Genomic DNA, 13,923 nt, shown 5'->3' on the forward strand with positions numbered 1-13,923 from the left:
CTCACAATCGTGGGGACTCGCCCTCTATCTTGCCTGGATATTTTTTTCTCTTCTCTTTACAATGTGATATAATACATGTGCTGCGCTTTACTTTGCACGCACACATAACTTCTTTTCTTATGGAGTGAACCTCTTATGCCAATTACCCGACGAAGACGTGCTACTAATCCACCAGAACAACCAGAACAGGCAAATCCTGCTGCTGAGCAGTCAGAGCAAGCTGCCGATACAAAGGCTACGACGCCTGCATCCGAGGCTAAACAGGAAGCTGATGCCCAGACGCCAGCGAGTCCTTCAACTCGTGCGCGCCATGAGGCTGCACCTGCATCTCCTCCATCTTTTGCTTCTACGCAACCTCCTGTGACACCTGTTTTAAATGGTGAGCGTACAGAGAGCTCGGAGGCACCTGCTGCTCCGCAACGACCAGAGCGTGCACCACGGATGGATCGTGGGGAGCGCCATGAGCGTCCTGATTACACCCCCACGATAGAGGGTGGACGACGAACCTCGCGTGGAGAATTATTCCGCCGACCGCCGCAGGTCCCGAATGCTGCTTCGGTGCCACCACCACCAGCAGCAAATCCTGCGCCATTACAGCCACCATCGCATGAAATTAGTCTACCACTGGGCAACCTGCTGCATCTGGCATACAATCCTGGCTATACCGGCTCTGATGAGGCTCGTAGTGCTTTACTAGAGAAGCTGGAGAGTGAGAGTAAAGCTGGTGGTCGTGCTCGCTGCTGGAGTTGTGGATCCCTGGCCATCGTGTATGATCGCTGGAATACACGCAGTAAGAATTTTGGTGAAGTTGGCGTCGCTTTTTGTGAGATTTGTGGCGTATGGAGCGTCATGTAATCAATATCGTGATTACATGCGCTTTGTCTATAGAACCTGATAGCTTTTGATACTGTAGAGATGGCTCTGAACCAATGCCTGGGTTGGAGAGAAGATGGAAGTGTGGTACTGGTTGGGGGAATGGTTCATCTCACGAGAAATCAAAGTGTGTTTGAGCCACCTGCAACCAGCACTCAGCGTTGCACGTATATACGTGGTGAAAGAGCCTTTTTTGCAAGGTATTTTTCAATGATTGCGTTGCTAGTGTTTCAAACTGAGGTTCACGATGTTTAACCAGAATCCAAGAAACAATTATCCTTACGGAAATAACCCCTATGGCAACAACAACAGGGGCAACAATTCGTTCGGTTCTCAATATCAGTATCAGACCTTACCTTATGGGTATCCCGAAACTGCTGTTTCTGCCAGTGGTTTGATTGGTAAGGTGATGGGCTTGCTGGCCTTCTCCTTCATTTTTGCTACCCTGGGTACCCTGGTTGGCGTTACAATGAGCTTAAGCACCGGTAGTTATTGGGTGGTGGCTATTGCCGGCTTTGTCGTGCTGATCGCCTTGAATCTGTTGATTCAAAAGCCGGGCATCAATCTGTTCTTGCTCTACCTCTTCACCTTCCTGGAAGGTTTAGCGCTGGGGCCCCTGGTTTCGATCTACCTATCATCGGGACTCGGAAATATCCTTGGCCAGGCGTTTGTGATTACGGCTCTTACCTCTCTGGGATTAGGCTTGTATGCCTGGACAACCAAGCGCGATTTTTCGCGCATCGGGGATTACCTTTTCTTTGGCGTGATCCTGCTGCTTGTGACCGGGCTGATTGGTATTTTCTTCCATAGTACCCTGTTCACATTGTTGGTCTCCTTTGTCGGCGTTGCCATCTTTTCTGGCTATGTCTTGTTCTACGTTCAGCGTGCCAAATATATGGCTGATACGCTGCCAAACGCGATTGGATTGACGGTCTCCCTGTTCATCACCGTACTGAATCTGTTCCTTTACATCTTGCGGATTCTTTCAATTATGCGTGATGACCGTTAGTAAGCGCCATGCACAACTTTTTGTTTTCAGCGCTCTAGTACACTGTCAATGTTCATACGACAAGCAGGGGTGCAGGGGATGCAATCCCCTGACGGGGTTCCAGGGCTGTGCCCTGGCCTCTCCACCTCCTTCTCGCCCGCGTAGCGGGCGAAGCTTGCCAATACAGATTGACAGGGTACTGGCTGCCGATAAGATAAGAGTTCTCTGGCCATCGCTATTCCTTGCTGTCTCTTTCTGTCCCAGATGGGAAGAGTTTTTTTATGCCATCTTTACCAGTTCAAAGAACATAAAGAAGCGCATAGAATGGAATAAAATAAAATCCTATTGGTGTTGTCTTAATGTAGTAAGGTAAAATATAACAAGCTTTGCTTACTTGATTGTAATGATCAGAATAGATTTAGTTGGAAAGTGAGTGAGAAGTATTATGGAGAATGCTAATCTTTTTCATGTTGGAGATCAGGATTTTGAGTCAAAAGTACTGAAATCTTCAGCACCGGTTATTGTGGATTTTTGGGCTGCCTGGTGTGGACCCTGCCGGAATATTGCTCCAGTCTTTGAGCGTTTGAGTGCCGAATATGATGGCAAACTGCAGTTTGCGAAAATGGATATTGATGAGCACGGTTTGACCCCATCACGCCTCGGAGTTCAGGCTATTCCTACTCTGTTGATGTTTAAAGATGGGAATGTCATTGGCCGTTTAGTCGGTCCACACCCTAGTCGCCTGAAAACTGAAATCGATCGCGTTTTAGCCGAAAATGGCATTCAGGTTGCCTAAAAAATGACATATGACCTGGTATATGATCAAATTTACCAGGTCATATTTCCTGTTTATTCAAATTTATTCTATTACCCCTCGACTCTCTTCTCTTTTTGTGATATATTCTTCCCATAATGTTACATATCCAAAAATTTGTTGTATGGACATAAGGGGAACCGTATATGCCAATCTTAGAGCGCTCAAATCCTCTACCACTTTACTATCAATTAAAAGAAGTGCTGAAGCAGCAAATTCGTGCCGGACATCTTGCTCCTCATACTGCTATTCCTTCAGAACCCGAGTTGGTAACGCAATATCATGTGAGTCGTGCGACTGTACGTCAGGCTCTCACGGAGTTAGTGCATGAGGGTCTCTTGTATCGCCAGCATGGTCGCGGCACATTTGTGTGTGAGCCACGTGTACAGCAACAAACTATTAGCGAACTTACAAGCTTTTCTGAAGAATTACGTCGTCGGGGGAAGCGTCCCGGGGGCATGCTCTTTATCAGTGAATTAGTGCGTGGATCGCAGACGGTACGTGAGCAATTACGCCTGACTGATGAAGAACAGGTTATTCGCCTGGAACGTTTGCGTACTGCTGATGACGCTCCTGTTGCTTATGAAGTTGATTACTTACCATATCCTCGTGCCGCTGGTGTGTATCAACGCGCTAAAGAAATTGCTGATGGCTCTCTGTACAACTTAATGGCCTCAGAAGGACTTCAACCATATATTGCTGAACAATCGATTAAAGCTGATAGTGCTTCTGCTCGTGAGGCTGAATTGCTGCGCGTCTCTGAGAAAGAGGCAGGCTTACGTTTGTTTTGTACTGCTTTTGATGAGACCGGGGCCCAATTGAGTATACCGAGGCCTTTTTTCCAGCAAGTTTGTATGAATTTCGCCTGACCCTGCGTGTTACAAAGTAGAAACACGGACCGTTTCGCGTCTTTAAGACTGATGAAGCCCAATTGTAGCGTCTTGAAGACGCGTTCATTGCGTCTTGAAACTGTGAATATATGCCGCCGTTGATATGTGAGCTGACCGATTTGTGTGTGCTGCGCTATTTCCGAAGCTGCTGGTTTGCATAGCAAAGCAAAGAAGGGGCGAGGCGTGCTATACTACGCATGGATTTATTGAATATTCCTGCGTACAGTACAATATAGAGTATAGAGGAGAGTAGGCCACGTATGAGTAACATGCAAGATGAGCCCAATACCAATACGAATACCAATACGAGTATGCCCGTTCAATTTGTGAAACGCAGTGAACTGGCCCGTGATGAGCAGTCATGGACTGATCGCGGCAACACTGCGGCTCAGGAAGGTGATTATGAGACCGCCGCTGAAGCGTTTGCTCAGGCGGTTGAGGTAAGCCCTGATAATGCCCGTGCTCGCTATAATCTGGCATTGGCGCAACAATATCTGGGTGATGTCGAGACGGCGATAGCTGGCTATCGCCGCGCGATTGATCTGGATCCACAACTGATTGATGGTTATATCAATCTTGGCAATTTATATGGTGAGTTAGGTTTGTATGAAGAGTCTCTGGAAACCTTCCAGCAGGCGATCGAACTGGATCCTGAGAATGACGAGCTTTACCTGAGCGTTGGCGATGCGTATCGCACTCAGAATCTTTATCAGGATGCTATTCAGGCCTACCGCCAGACTCTGATGCTCAATGGCGATAATGCGTCTGCCAGTGCTAATCTGCTGGATGTCCGTGAGCGTGTCAATGAGCAGTGGCGACGCGTGATGGAGCAGGAACATAAAATTGATGAGGATCCTACTGATCCTGCGCGTTATGCCGAACTCTCGAGCATTTACCTGGATATGCGCCGTTATGATGATGCTCTTTCAACCGCTAATCAGATCTTAACCCTCGATCCAGAAGGACGTGTTGGTTATGATGCGCTGGCAGCTATCTATGAGCAGATGGGTGAACGCGATCAGGCGGCTGAGATTTATCGACAGATTGTGACGATTGATCCTGAGGATGCTGAGGCCTGGGAGCATCTGGGTACCTGGCGCTCGATCCAGGGAAATAGTGAAGAGGCGATTGAGGCTTATTTGCGCTCCACGCAGATTGATCCTCAACGTGTCACCACCCGCTTTAGCCTGGCTGAGACCTATTTGGAGTCCGAACGTTATGATGAGGCTCTGGTCCTCTATCAGGGTCTGGTTGAGAGTGCGGATCGTGGCGATTTGCAATTGGACGATCTCGCCGCTGCTTATGCCGGTCTGGCGGAAACCTATAACTCTCTGGGACGTTATGAAGAGGCTATTCAGCTCTCTCAGAAGCTGCTAGAGCATTCTGAAGGGGATCCTGAGGGTTCTACCAGCTGGCGACTGCCTATGACGCTCTAGGACGTTATGACGAAGCGATTGAGAATTATCAGAATGCCATTGAGAGTGATCCCCTGAATGCGGATTACTATAATGATCTGGCAGATACGCTGCGTGAAGTCAAACGCTATGATGAGGCTCTGGATACCGTCCAACAGGCCATTTCGATGGATCCTTCGATGATCCTGGCTTATGAGACAATGGCCCAGATCTATGAAGCAACTGGTCGGGCTGATGAGGCCGCACAGGCGATGAGCCAGGCCAATGCCCTGCGTTCTGTTGCCGAGTAATGGTGACTTGCTATTCTTCTTAATAGCAAAAAGAATGGCGAAGTATCCCTGACAAAACAGGGCGGCTTCGCCATTCTTTTTCTTTATGCCTGTTTTTGCTCAATGCTATCCGCGAATTCCACAAAATCTTTCACATTATGTTGTATATAGTCATAGATCTGCTCGTGACTGAGCGCGGCCGGATCATGGACGAGCTGATCGCGTACATTCGCTAATACCTCCCAGACGATAGGACAGGGGGCGGGGAATTAACTGCTGACCAGCAACAATACTCAACAATTCATGGTAGCCTTCAGCTCGGCGCAGGCCAAAGGCCGCGATCAACGTGCTACAAATTGAGAGACAGGCTTCAATCGCCAGTTGCAGGTAACGTTCTGCCAGGCCATAGTAATGATAGTCGGCGGTAAAAATCTCCCGGGGCTGTTGTCCTGTTTCTTCCAGAATCGTTATCGCAGTGCGTAGTTGCTGTAAGAACGCTTGCACCAATCCTTTGTCAATTGGCAACCGGTTTCCATGCAGTCGCCGCCCTAACGCCTGGTTCTGAATCTCATCAAACTTTTTAAAGTCCAGATAATCCATTACCGCGCGGGTTTCAAAGGTTACGCGTTGCTTCTCATTGCGACTAAAAACGATCTGACCATATTTGATGACCTGTAGTTTTAAGAGGAGCGAAGCTTGATTTAAGATGACCACATCAATGGTATCGGACTCCAGACGTTTGGCCAGTTCGCTCAGGAAGTACAATTGATAATCGAGAAATTGATCTGCTTTAATTTGATCCATTAACAGGACCGCGATATCAACATCACTGAGTTGACCAAATGTGGCTCGATTGGAGAGAGCACCTGCGAGGTAGGCAGCATTAACAGGGCTTTGAGCAAAGAACTGATTTAGACGGGACTGTTTTTCGAATAAGTTCATCAACGACCTCCGCGAAAAACCCTGGATCTGTCCCAGATCGTTGGCTTATGCAAGGTAACGCACTTATTAAGGATAATACTCGCTTACTGGCAAGTATACCATAAAAAAAATTCGGGACATAGCTTTGCCGTAAGTGTCAGGTGTTTATGCTTGAGGATAGCAGGAAAAAAGGGAGGGCGTGTTCTTAGCCCTCAACCCATTCTTCTCCGTTCGTGGCGACTTCTTTTTTCCAGATGGGGACTGTACTTTTGAGGGTGTCGATCAGGTAGCGACAGGCCTCAAAGGCTTCTGCGCGATGCGGTGTGGCAACGACGATAATCACACTGGCTTCACCAATTTCTAAACGGCCAAAACGATGGGCCACGGCAACGTGTTCCAGTGACCAGCGCTGACGCGCCTCCTCAATAATCGTGGCTATTTGCTGTCTTGCCATCTCCTCATACACATCATATTCCAGATAACGCACATTTTTGCCGCGTGCATTATCGCGGACCACGCCCTCAAAGACCACAATTCCGCCAACGCTGGGATGGCTCACCGCTGCGACCAGCGCATCTCGATCCAATGGCTCGCGTGTCAACTGAATGATTGGCTCCATTACTGTCCTCCCCCTGTTGGTGGAATAAAAACCAGTTCATCATTTTCGTGGAGGACCGTTTCCGCCGGAACATAGCGATGGTTGAGCGCATTTACCGATCGCTCCATAATCGGCTGCAGACGTGGATTGCGCTCTACTAAGAGTGCTCGTATATCCACGACTCGCGTCGCATCGGCTACCGTTAGCAATTCTTCGCCCTGCCCGATAAGCTCACGAAATGAGGCAAAATAGCGTATCTTAATTTTCATGTCCAGAGTATAGCATATTTTCTTCTGTGAGATAATCACAAAGTTTAATCAGGGTGAATAGTATCATTTTTCTGACAAAATGATACCTATTAATGCTAATAATGCTGATTAGAGTAATGGTTGTTTCTTTATTGTATAGTACTCTTTGGAATTGATTGACAGAAAATAATGATTTTAGATAGTATATATATCAGGGATTTTTATAGAATAGAAAGATTATCTACTGAATGGGTAATGAATATGTTCCAGATCGTACTAATTTTTACGTAATGACGCGATGGATAACTTTTCATTACCAATTTTTATGTGGTCGTAGGAAGTTGCGGCACACAAAAATAAATGCGTGGCGCAGTCGCGAGACGTCAGAGAAAGCACATATCCATTGCGTTAAATACTTATTTAGCCTTTCTGCTGTCTGATTCTTACTTGGATTGCAATATTCCTGGAGCTTGATGACCAATTTTGTTTTGCTGTGTTAAACCTGTGTAAACGCTTCAATTTCATGAAAGGCAAAAAATGACTATCTCGTATTCAGCTCTTGAAAATCAACCTGTTTCCCTTAGAAGTCGTTGGACAGATTTTAGTCAGAAGGTAACGGATTCTTTAGAGATTAAGAAGCAGCGAGGCCATCTTCTTGTGCTTGATGGTGTACGTGCAGTGGCATGTCTGGCTGTTGTGCTGCATCATATTATTTATCATATTGTTTTACCTCTGCACTGGTCTGGCCTTTGGGTACCGTCAGGAAAACTGCAAGTTCTACTGGCATCTGTGCTTAGCTTTGGCGCTACTGGAGTATTTCTTTTCTTTTTGCTTTCCAGCTTTCTGCTATTTTTGCCATTCGCTAAGATGTTGCTATTGGATGGACCACGGCCGGGCCTGGTACGTTTTTATATTCGTCGCGTTTTTCGTATTGTTCCAGGGTATTTCGCAGCAATTATTTTGATGGTATTATTCTTTCATCCCGAATTTGTGCATGCTGTAAATAGATGGAAGTTACTGCAGTTCTTTACGTTTACTATGCAAGCCTCTGTGCCAGAACAGTTGAATGGGCCGTTTTGGACAATGGCTGTTGAGTTTCAGTTTTATTTGCTCTTACCACTTATTGTGGGGCTCTTCAGTTTAGTTGTGCCTCGTGGCCCGTTGCATTGGCGTATGATCAGGTTATTTGGGTGTTTGATGCTGTTACTGGGTTGGGGGGCTCTCTCGCGCTGGTGGGGATTGAATCTTCCAGCTTCTGCGACTGGTTTTCCTCAGAATTTCCTGGTGGCGTTGCGGCCATATTATTATGGTGATGGTGGAAAATATTTCGAGTCTTTTACCATTGGTATGTTGTTAGCCATGCTGTATGTCTATACCCACCATACACCCAACGGCGATCTATTGCGTCTCAAATTGCAACGCTGGAGTGGGTTGATGTTTCTGATTGGTGGGATGATTGTCGCCTTGCTCTCAGTGTATATATTTTGTGTTTCTAATAGCCATTATAGCGCTATAGTGCCGATTGTGAATACATATCGAGAAACGCTCGTTCCCATGTATGCACAGTGGCAATCTACCCTCTATTCTATTGGGTATGGACTTTGTGTCTGTGCTCTACTCTATAATGCTGGTTGGTTGAAACGACCATTTGAAGGCTCCGTCTTACGTTGGATTGGTCTGATCTCTTTTAGCCTGTACATGTGGCACTTGCCCTTCCTCTTTTTGTTTATGCATATGATGCAGCAATTCCATGGCGTCGGGCGCGGTATCGAATTTGTGGCTCTTATTTGTTGGGTTATTTTTGTGATTTTTCCTATTTCATTGACACTATATCGATGGATTGAAATGCCTGGTATGCGTTTGGGAGAATGGTTTGTTCAGCGTGTGACCAGAGTAAAGAAAAATAAACCTGTAGATGTGGCTGTAGAGGAAACCCAGCGAATACCGGTGGCCGCCAGAACTTTTTAGTCTGGTTGTATTAAACTTGCCGCCTCACATTGGATAAACTGGTCAACGAACGTATCACATTGAGTATAATCGGCGTGGTACGTTCGTATTTCTTTTTTGGCATTTTTCGTAGAAACCGCTATATAGTATAACTAAAGCATTGTTCGTATAGCGTCAGAAGCGCTTTGCGGGTATAGTCTAGAAATGTAGGAAGTTTTATGGCCAGACAGTATGCATATGATGCCGTTGTGATTGGTTCGGGTCCGAATGGATTGGCAGCTGCGGTTGAGCTGGCGCGCTCCGAGCGGTCAGTGCTGGTCGTTGAGGCGAAAGAGACGATTGGTGGTGGTGCGCGTTCAAAAGAGCTAACATTACCTGCTTTTGTCCATGATGTTTGCTCGGCAGTTCATCCACTCGGACTGGCCTCGCCTTTTTTTCGCACGCTACCGTTGGAGCAATTTGGTCTGGAGTGGCTACAGCCAGAGATTAATCTGGCCCATCCTCTGGATGATGGTTCAGCAGTTCTGTTGCACCGCTCTATCGCTACGACGGCGGCGACATTAGGGGTGGATGGGGATGTATATCAGCGGCTGATGATTCCGCTTGTGAACAGTTGGGAGGCGATCATCCAGGCTTTCCTGGGTCCTCTACGCTTGCCACCATTGCTGCATCCGTTCAAGCTCGCCCCTTTTGCGCTGGCAGCTCTTAGCTCGGCTCAGTTGTTGTCTGATGTGGCCTTCCGTGGACCACAGGCACGGGCACTCCTGGGGGGGATTGCCGCTCACTCTATGCTTTCGTTGCGTCAACCTACCAGCGCGGCTGCAGGAGTCTTACTGGCCACGGCTGGCCATGTTTCGGGTTGGCCAGTACCGCGTGGTGGCTCGCAGGCTATCGTGGACGCTCTGGCCGCTTATTTGCGTTCCCTGGGTGGTGAGATCAGGACCGCTACAGAAGTGACAAATATTGATGAGTTGCCAGCCGCGTGTGCCTACCTCTTTGATGTTACCCCACGTCAGTTGCTGCAACTGGCCGGCCATCGCTTGCCAGATACCTATAAACGTCAACTGCGCCGTTATCGCTATGGTCCTGCGGCTTTCAAACTGGACCTGGCGCTGGATGGTCCGATTCCCTGGACCGCCCAGGAATGCCTCAAGGCCGGTACCGTTCATCTGGGTGGCACCTTTGCCGAGATCGCGCTCTCGGAGCAACAGGTCCAGTGTGGCCAGCCGCCCGAGCGGCCGTATGTGTTGATTGCTCAACAAAGCATGGTTGATGCGACACGTGCGCCTGCTGGCAAGCACACGGCCTGGGCCTACTGCCACGTACCGAATGGCTCTGACTTTGATATGACCGAACGGATCGAGGCCCAGATCGAGCGTTTTGCCCCTGGCTTTCGTGATCGGATTCTGGCCCGTCACATCACGGATCCTGTTGCACTTGAGCACTACAATCCTAACTATATTGGTGGAGACTTTAACGGTGGTAAACAAGATATCCGTCAGCTTTTTACCCGTCCCACTATACGTGTAAATCCATATACCACACCGGCCCCGAACATCTTTATCTGTTCATCCTCAACCCCGCCAGGAGGAGGAGTACATGGTATGTGTGGCTACTTTGCTGCCCAGGCCGTACTGAAACAGCAGCACTAAGCCCCAGAACCGCTGTGCTGGGGCTCGCCTGACAATTTACCTGTGCCCGGTTTTAAGGTATACTCGCTAGTAGAATATTTTATGTACTGTCCTTTGCAGGCTTTTTCTCTATTATCTCGCGCCTGTGGCACTTGTTTTATTTTGAGGATAATAAGCTTATAGTACGACCACCGTTACCCTATAAGCTCACCAGCCTCAAAGAGAAGAGCGACAAAAAGACGTTTTATACTTTAAAAGGAAGCTAGTGGGAATTATGGATGCTAGTGCTATCGCAACGGCAAATCTGGATGTACTTCGGAAAAATCCTTATCCTGGAAGAGGTCTGGTCATTGGCCGTTCTTCTGTAGATGAAGCCTGGTTGATGATTTATTGGATTATGGGACGTAGCGCCCAGAGCCGCAACCGTAAGTTTGTCGTTGCTGGCAATACCTTGCGTACCGAGCCGATTGATACGCGCCAGATGGATAATCCTGAACTGTTGATTTATGATGCTATGCTTGAACTGCCAAGTATCTATCTGGTCAGTAATGGAGATCAGACCAGGACTGTCTATGACGGTTTGCTGGCTGGCGGAAATTTTGATTCGGCACTGGAAAAACGGGAGCGAGAACCGGACGCTCCGCACTATACGCCACGTATCAGTGGCATGCTTGACCTGCAGAATTATCCGGGTGCCGTAACCTTGAGTATCCTCAAAGCCAACCAGGCGAATCCTGCTAAAACTGATCGCTTTACCTATCATCCTGCCCGGCCGCCACGTGGTTTTGGGGTGGGCCTGACAACCTATCGTGGTGATGCCAACCCATTACCAAGTTTTAGCGGTGATCCGCTCCTCCTGCCGTGTGTCGGTAAGGCTGAGGCAGTGCTGGATACGTATTGGAACGCCTTGAATGCAGAGAACCGTGTCGCGATTGCGGTCAAGCAGATTTCTGCCCAGGAAGGAACCAGCCGTATTCTGGTACGCAATCGTTTTACGGCCCAGTAGGCTTCTCGGTGATTCATAAATCACAGGAGATAGATCGGATGGAGCCGCCGATGATCTGTTTGAAATAGGGCGATAACGTACTAGTGTGCGTTGTCGCCCCGTGCGCGTGTGTGTCGTATCTCTGCTTTACGCCGCAGGAACAGGCGGCGACGAGCCTGGCTGATTTCCTCATAGGCTACTTGACGGGTTTTTTCATGACTGAAACGGTACAGCAACGAATTTCCAGGTATCTGTGTTCCGTCATCTGTCCTTACCTCCAGAATAAAGCCCTGATCGATCAATTCCTCAAGTGCGGCTACTGTTTCCTTCTCATCTGCATCACAGGTCTCACAGAGGGTATCAAAGTCAAAAGTACGTCCAATCGTGGCTGCCCCACCTAAGACCTGCCTGGCGGTTTCACTGATGGCTGCCATATGGAGGTGGAGCAAGTCACGCGCGTGTGCAGGAACTGGCCAGTTGCTCTCTTTAGGGGTACGAGTACCTGTTTGCAAATTTGCCAGGTATTCGATCAATAAGAATGGTAACCCTTCACTTTCTTGATACAGGCGGGTCATGGTTGCTAGATCGGGCAGGACGTTATTGGAGGTCATGAATGTCGAGACTTCCTGGAATTGTAAGCGTTCCAGTTTTAGCAGTGTTGCCTGACCGTTTTGTTGTAGCTCGCTTAATAAATGGTGCAGTTGATAATCTTTCGTGCGACGTGGAGTGCGGTAGGTCAGGAAGAGACAGATGTTTTTTTCTATGCTTCTGCGCAAGCAATAGATCAGAAATTCCAGCGAAGCCGCATCAATCCAGTGGATATCCTCAAAAAAGATAATGCCTGGGATGATGGTTTTTGAGTTCCGACACAGAGACAGAAAGAATTGGCGCAAGCTTTCAAACAAATGATACTGCGATCCTGGCTGCTCAAATCGCGGAACTGGATCCTGCCTGTAGGTATCCAATTCGGGAAGCAGACGCGCGACTTCGGTCAACCAATGTGCAGGTAAGCGCTTAAGCGCATCCTGTTGCTGGACCATGGCGGCCCTGAGGCCAGCGACGATAGAACTATAGTCCATGTGTTGTTCTGCTTCATAGCAACGTGCCATCAGGATTGTGGCATCTTGTTGGCGTGCATAGGTCAGCAACTCTTCAGCCAGGCGCGTCTTGCCTATTCCTAACTCTCCTTCCAGCACCAGGATCTGACCATGGCTGCTGGCTTTTTGATATGCTGAGCGCAGGATCTCCCATTCGGTGCTACGGCCAATTAATGGCAAGTATCCCGGCTGTCTGGCCTGTGTGGTGTGGGCTTGCATATTCGTTGTGGAGATGGGTTGTGCCACAGGTTTGTGGAGTTGTCGACTCGTCTCGATGAGTAGCGGTGGTGTGGGCAGGCGGTTTTCTTTGATGGTTTGATAGAGTTGTGTGGTTGCCTCAAGTGGTGGAATCTCAAGTTCCTGTTGCAAAATGCGTACGCACTCTTCATATTGATAAAGGGCGGCGGCCCGTTGTCCCGACCACGCATAGACCTGCATCAGCATACGCTGGGCAGGCTCATGCAGTCGATCTAATGCCAGCCAGCGTTGTGCATAACTCAGTGCGTGATCAAAGTGTCCTTGTAGACAATAACATTGGACCAGCCTTTCCAGTGCATAGGCATATTCACGCCGCAAGTGATCAGCTTGAAAAAATTGCCAGCTCTCAAAATTCGTATTGCCATGCAGATGGAAGCCAGCTAAAAATTCAGCTTGATAGAGTTCTACCGCGCGCTGAAGCGGTTCCTGGCAATCCTGGCATATTTCAGTACCTGGATGAGCGTGCTTCTGGCAGATAGCCAGTTGAGCATGAAACGCTTCAACATCCAGCCATATCTGCGCATGAGAGTCGATAGCTAATGTATCGCGATCGATTTGTAGCCAGTGGTTGTCAAGAGCCTTGTTCAAAACGGAGAGTGTGCGTCGTAGCGTTGCCCGCGCATGTGTCTGATCATAGTCTGGCCAGAGTAAATTAGCCAGCGCATCCCGGCGATGCCGGCGCCGTGTCATGACCAGATAGATTAAAAGAGCACTGGCCTTGCGCGTATCTACACTGATGCGTGTCCCATTATATTCTATATTTGGTGAGCCGAATAAAAATAATGCGAGTTCAGCCATATAATTAGCACCTCCACCCATTTCAAAATTATAGCCCCGTTTATAGATAAAATCAAAGAAAGGCATATATTTCTGGTTGATACGGCTCTATGGCAAGTGATGAAGCAAGAAAATCACGGGGGTATGCGTGCAGCATATATAAAATATAGAGTAGATAAAACTCTTCTGAAGCGATTTGTCATCGCCCCAGA

The 13,923-nt window shown here is 48.2% G+C and carries 14 protein-coding genes; 9 read left to right on the forward strand and 5 right to left on the reverse strand.

Going from position 1 to position 13,923, the window contains the following annotated elements; all coding sequences use genetic code 11:
- Nucleotides 1–135 precede the first annotated feature (135 nt).
- The 6 genes from KDW_RS17075 to KDW_RS35030 all read left to right on the forward strand — a co-directional run bounded on the left by KDW_RS17075 (nt 136) and on the right by KDW_RS35030 (nt 5,270).
- Complete coding sequence (locus KDW_RS17075; protein ID WP_151757068.1) at nt 136–855, forward strand: hypothetical protein; 720 nt, start codon at nt 136–138, stop codon at nt 853–855.
- A 265-nt stretch (nt 856–1,120) separates the two neighbouring features.
- Nucleotides 1,121–1,882: a Bax inhibitor-1/YccA family protein gene (locus tag KDW_RS17080; RefSeq protein ID WP_151757069.1), complete on the forward strand. Its 762-nt coding sequence runs from the start codon at nt 1,121–1,123 to the stop codon at nt 1,880–1,882.
- A gap of 424 nt (nt 1,883–2,306) precedes the next feature.
- Entirely contained in the window at nt 2,307–2,657 is a 351-nt protein-coding gene (gene trxA, locus KDW_RS17085) for a thioredoxin (RefSeq protein WP_162005311.1), read from the forward strand.
- A gap of 164 nt (nt 2,658–2,821) precedes the next feature.
- Nucleotides 2,822–3,544, forward strand: a complete 723-nt coding sequence (locus KDW_RS17090; protein WP_151757070.1) for a GntR family transcriptional regulator — start codon at nt 2,822–2,824, stop codon at nt 3,542–3,544.
- 281 nt (nt 3,545–3,825) lie between these two features.
- Nucleotides 3,826–5,001 carry a tetratricopeptide repeat protein gene (locus tag KDW_RS17095; protein ID WP_151757071.1) on the forward strand — a complete coding sequence of 392 codons (1,176 nt, stop codon included), beginning with the start codon at nt 3,826–3,828 and terminating at the stop codon, nt 4,999–5,001.
- The gene (locus KDW_RS35030; protein ID WP_151757072.1) at nt 4,977–5,270 is read left to right on the forward strand and encodes a tetratricopeptide repeat protein; all 294 of its coding nucleotides are present in this window, start codon (nt 4,977–4,979) and stop codon (nt 5,268–5,270) included. Before KDW_RS17095 ends, KDW_RS35030 begins: the two co-directional genes overlap by 25 nt.
- Before the next feature lie 83 nt (nt 5,271–5,353).
- Here KDW_RS35030 and KDW_RS35970 read toward each other — a convergent pair whose 3' ends face one another.
- From KDW_RS35970 to KDW_RS17120, 4 genes are all read right to left on the reverse strand, one after another.
- Complete coding sequence (locus tag KDW_RS35970) at nt 5,354–5,500, reverse strand: HepT-like ribonuclease domain-containing protein (RefSeq protein WP_151757394.1); 147 nt, start codon at nt 5,498–5,500, stop codon at nt 5,354–5,356.
- On the reverse strand, nt 5,454–6,191 hold the full coding sequence (gene mntA, locus KDW_RS17110; protein ID WP_151757073.1) for a type VII toxin-antitoxin system MntA family adenylyltransferase antitoxin: 738 nt from the start codon (nt 6,189–6,191) through the stop codon (nt 5,454–5,456). Before mntA ends, KDW_RS35970 begins: the two co-directional genes overlap by 47 nt.
- Nucleotides 6,192–6,375: 184 nt before the next feature.
- Entirely contained in the window at nt 6,376–6,789 is a 414-nt protein-coding gene (locus tag KDW_RS17115) for a molybdenum cofactor biosynthesis protein MoaE (protein ID WP_151757074.1), read from the reverse strand.
- Nucleotides 6,789–7,037 carry a MoaD/ThiS family protein gene (locus KDW_RS17120; protein WP_151757075.1) on the reverse strand — a complete coding sequence of 83 codons (249 nt, stop codon included), beginning with the start codon at nt 7,035–7,037 and terminating at the stop codon, nt 6,789–6,791. Before KDW_RS17120 ends, KDW_RS17115 begins: the two co-directional genes overlap by 1 nt.
- Nucleotides 7,038–7,553: 516 nt before the next feature.
- On the opposite strand from KDW_RS17120, the gene KDW_RS17125 reads away from it, so the two are divergent.
- From KDW_RS17125 to KDW_RS17135, 3 genes are all read left to right on the forward strand, one after another.
- Nucleotides 7,554–8,984 (forward strand): acyltransferase family protein, encoded by a 1,431-nt coding sequence (locus KDW_RS17125; RefSeq protein ID WP_151757076.1) that lies wholly within the window; start codon nt 7,554–7,556, stop codon nt 8,982–8,984.
- A 197-nt stretch (nt 8,985–9,181) separates the two neighbouring features.
- On the forward strand, nt 9,182–10,615 hold the full coding sequence (locus tag KDW_RS17130) for a phytoene desaturase family protein (RefSeq protein WP_151757077.1): 1,434 nt from the start codon (nt 9,182–9,184) through the stop codon (nt 10,613–10,615).
- 253 nt (nt 10,616–10,868) lie between these two features.
- Nucleotides 10,869–11,600, forward strand: coding sequence for an IMP cyclohydrolase (locus KDW_RS17135; RefSeq protein ID WP_233097730.1), 732 nt, complete (start codon nt 10,869–10,871; stop codon nt 11,598–11,600).
- Nucleotides 11,601–11,680: 80 nt separating this feature from the next.
- On the opposite strand, the gene KDW_RS17140 is transcribed toward KDW_RS17135, so the two are convergent.
- Nucleotides 11,681–13,732, reverse strand: a complete 2,052-nt coding sequence (locus KDW_RS17140; RefSeq protein ID WP_162005312.1) for an ATP-binding protein — start codon at nt 13,730–13,732, stop codon at nt 11,681–11,683.
- Between the last annotated feature and the right edge of the window lie 191 nt (nt 13,733–13,923).

This window comes from Dictyobacter vulcani (genome assembly GCF_008974265.1).
GTDB lineage: Bacteria > Chloroflexota > Ktedonobacteria > Ktedonobacterales > Ktedonobacteraceae > Dictyobacter > Dictyobacter vulcani.